3 protein-coding genes and 1 pseudogene are annotated in these 3,247 nt (G+C 75.5%); 3 read left to right on the top strand and 1 reads right to left on the bottom strand.

Annotation, left to right across the window (positions count from 1 at the left end; translation table 11 throughout):
* Nucleotides 1-835: 835 nt before the first annotated feature.
* Both GA0115240_RS38545 and GA0115240_RS38540 read left to right on the top strand, forming a co-directional pair.
* Nucleotides 836-1,387 (top strand): annotated as a pseudogene (locus GA0115240_RS38545) (C4-dicarboxylate ABC transporter); the annotation flags it as partial.
* A gap of 76 nt (nucleotides 1,388-1,463) precedes the next feature.
* The gene (locus GA0115240_RS38540) at nucleotides 1,464-1,844 is read left to right on the top strand and encodes an SLAC1 family transporter (RefSeq protein WP_256069950.1); all 381 of its coding nucleotides are present in this window, start codon (nucleotides 1,464-1,466) and stop codon (nucleotides 1,842-1,844) included.
* Between the two features lie 40 nt (nucleotides 1,845-1,884).
* Here GA0115240_RS38540 and GA0115240_RS23935 read toward each other — a convergent pair whose 3' ends face one another.
* A complete protein-coding gene (locus tag GA0115240_RS23935) occupies nucleotides 1,885-2,271 on the bottom strand; it encodes a nuclear transport factor 2 family protein (protein ID WP_093739512.1) in 387 nt (128 codons plus the stop codon).
* Nucleotides 2,272-2,420: 149 nt separating this feature from the next.
* Here GA0115240_RS23935 and GA0115240_RS23930 point away from each other — a divergent pair, with 149 nt between their 5' ends.
* Nucleotides 2,421-3,002, top strand: coding sequence for a DinB family protein (locus GA0115240_RS23930; RefSeq protein WP_093739510.1), 582 nt, complete (start codon nucleotides 2,421-2,423; stop codon nucleotides 3,000-3,002).
* Nucleotides 3,003-3,247 lie beyond the last annotated feature (245 nt).

Here is a 3,247-nt window from a genome sequence, read left to right as displayed (position 1 = left end):
CGGCGCCGACCGCCGGAACGGGCCGGGGGCGGGGCGGCCGGCCGACCTCGTCAGCCCCTCCGAGGCTATGAGGACTCCTCGGCGCGGCGGAGCACCCGAACGTGCCGGGGCTGCGGCAGATCAGGACATCGTGGTCCGCGATCGGCGGATCGCGCCGCATATCGGGCACCGGCCGGGCCGGGTGCCGCACCCCGGCGCCGACCCGGACCCGTACGCGACCTGGGCCTGGACTCGGGCCCTGGACCTGGGCCTGGAGCACCGTCCGCGGGCGGCGCATGCGGCCCCACACCCTCACCCGGCGCGATGCGCCGGGCACCGCCGAGGACGACGACGGGGTCGGGGACGACCGGGCCGTGCTCCGCCGCCCGGACCTCGCCGGCCGGCGCGCATGGCATCGGCGCGGGGGCCGCGCGGCCGGCCGTGACGGCGTGCACCGCGGGCCGAGCGGGCCGCCTCCGCGGAGAGGCGGCCCCCGGGTCCTGATGTGAGGGTGTTGTGGCTCGTGCTGCTGTGCGGTCGGAGCCGGATGCCGCCGTAGTTTCGATGTGCCGGCCGCCGGCGGAGTCCGCGTCGGTTCCCGCCCGACCGACCCGCGACCCGCGACGCAGGTCCGCGCCCCCGGTCGGCCGCCCAGGACGGTGGTCCCGGGACGGCGGCGCTCCCCCGACGAGGAAAGAGGCGTTCCACCCCGTGTCCACCCCACCCCAGCAGTGCCCCGGCCGTCCCGACCGGGGGCGACCTGGATCCGAGGTCCCACGGTGCGGCCCGTCCCGCGCCGCCGACGGCGAACCGCCCGGGGCGTACGCTGCTCGCCCCCAGCTGGTTCGCGGCCGTCATGGGCACCGGCATCGTCGCCAACGCGGCTGTCACCTTGCCGCGCAGCTTCGCCGGCCTGCGGACCGCCGCCACGGTGGTCTGGCTGGGCGCCGCGCTGCTGCTCGTCGTCCTGGCTGCCTGCTACCTCCGGCAGCGGGCGCTGCGGCTGCACGCCGCCGATCCGGCGCAGGCCCAGTTCTTCGGCGCGCCGGCGGTGGCGCTGCTCACCGTGGGCGCCGGGGCGCTGCTCCTGGGCCGGCGGGTCATCGGCGCCGGGGCGGCGCTGGACGTGGACTGGGCGCTGTGGTCGCTCGGTACCGCGCTCGGTCTTGCCACAGCCTGCGCGGTGCCGTACCTGATGGTCACCCGGCACCGCTTCACCGCGGACGCGGCGTTCGGCGGCTGGCTGATGCCGGTGGTGCCGCCCCTGGTCTCGGCGGCGACCGGCGCGCTGCTCGTCCCGCACGCGCCGGCCGGTCAGCCGCGCCTGGCCCTGCTGCTGGGCTGCTACGCGATGCTCGGCCTCGGTGCGGTGGCGGTGCTGCTGGTGCTGGCCATGCTCTACAGCCGCATGGTGCACCACGACGCGCCGGCCGGCGCGGTCGTGCCCACGGTGTGGATCGGCCTCGGGGGCGCTCGGCCAGGCGGTGACGGCGCTGGGCGGGCTGGCCACGGCGGCGCGCAGCACCCTGCCGGCGCCCTCCGCGCAAGGTGCCGCGGTCCTCGCCCTTCTGGGCGGGGTGGGCGTGTGGGGCTTCGCCCTGCTGTGGCTGGCACTCGCCGCGGCGCTGACCGTCCGCGCGTTCCGGGCGGGGCTGCCTTTCGCGCCCACCTGGTGGTCCTTCATCTTCCCCCTCGGCGCCTGCGTCACCGGCACCGCCGCCCTGGCCGCCCGCACCGGTTCGCAGCTGTTCATCTGGCCGGCCGTCGCCTTGTACGTGCTGCTCGCCGCGGCCTGGGCGGTCGTCGCCTGCCGCTCGCTGCGCCACGCCGCCGGGCACCTGAGCGGCCCGGCCGCCCGTTCCTGACGCAGGTCGGGGGCTGTGCCCGGCCCGGACCGGCCGGGCGTCAGGAGCCGGGCATGGGTTCCACCCACTGGGCCCGCCAGGCCGGTGGCGTGAACGGATCGGCGAAGTACTGCGTCTCATGGACGACCTTGCCGTCCCGGAACTCCATGATGCTGATCACCGATGAGGGTTTGCCGTCGTAGTCCATCACGTACTCGGTGATCCACAGGTCTCCGCCGCCGGTGATCCGGCGGACGGTGAACCGCAGATCGGCCGGGTGGTGGGAGCGCAGCGCCTGGAGATCGCGGCGGCCGCGGATACGCTCACCCGACTGCGGATAGTCGGTCACCGCGTCGTCGTGGTAGATCTCGTGCTCGGCGTCCTGGTCCCCGGCGGCCGAGGCCGCCCAGTGCCGGTCCAGCGCGGCCCGGGTCTCCTGGTCCCCCATCGCGTTCCCTCCGATCACCGCCGTGTCGGACGAGATCCGTCTCCGGAGTCTCAGTCTCGTCGCCATCACCCTAACTCCGGCGCCGGCGGCGGGCGCGGGGACCGATAACCCGTTGTCGGCCGCCGGGCGCGCCGCTGATGATGGCGGCCATGGCCACCACGCGACGAGCCGACATGTTCACCGCGGACGGCAGACCCTCCGACGACGACCCGCGGGAGAACGGCCCCACGCTGGGCGACGAGCGCAGCACGCTGGTCGAATCCCTGCGCTGTGCCCGCCTCACCCTGGAGATGAAATGCGCGGGTCTTGACGCCGAGGCCTTGGCGCGGCGATCCGTCGAGCCGTCCACGATGTCGCTCCTGGGGCTGATACGCCATCTGGCCGAAGGCGAGCGCGCGACCTTCCGCGTCATGATGTCGGGCCAGGACGTGCCCCGGCTGTTCTGCTCCGACACCGACCGCGACGGTGATTTCGACGGCGCTGTCGCCGACCCGCGGGTGGTGGCGGAGGCGTGGGACGCGTGGCGTGCGGAGGTGGACTTCGCCGAGCGGTTCGTGGCCGGGGCGCCCGATCTCGACATCACCGGCGAGGATCCCCTCAATCAGCACGGCAGCGGCGGAGGGGCGGTGTCGCTGCGGGAGGCGCTGGTCGGCATGATCTGGGAGTACGCCCGTCACCTGGGGCATGTTGACCTGTTGCGGGAGCGGATCGACGGACGGATCGGCCAGTAACGGTCGCGGGCAGGGGCCGGGGGGCGGAACCGGCCGGTGAACCGGCTCGTTGGGGGCACGAAGACAGCAGAGGTCCGGGCCCCGGCCGGGCGGCGCCGACGTGAGGTGGAGCAGCTGATGAACGCACATCTGTGGATCGTGGTCGCCGCGGTCGCCGCGCTGGCCCTGGTCGCGACGCTGGTCGAGGGCAGGGCCCGGCTGCGCCGACCGCAGCGGCCGGCCGCCCCAGCTCCCGCCGGGCCGGC

Origin of the sequence: Streptomyces sp. DvalAA-14 (assembly GCF_900091855.1) — a bacterium.
Lineage (GTDB): Bacteria > Actinomycetota > Actinomycetes > Streptomycetales > Streptomycetaceae > Actinacidiphila.
Note: the sequence above shows the minus strand (reverse complement) of the source record. Positions and strands in the feature narration are given on the sequence as shown.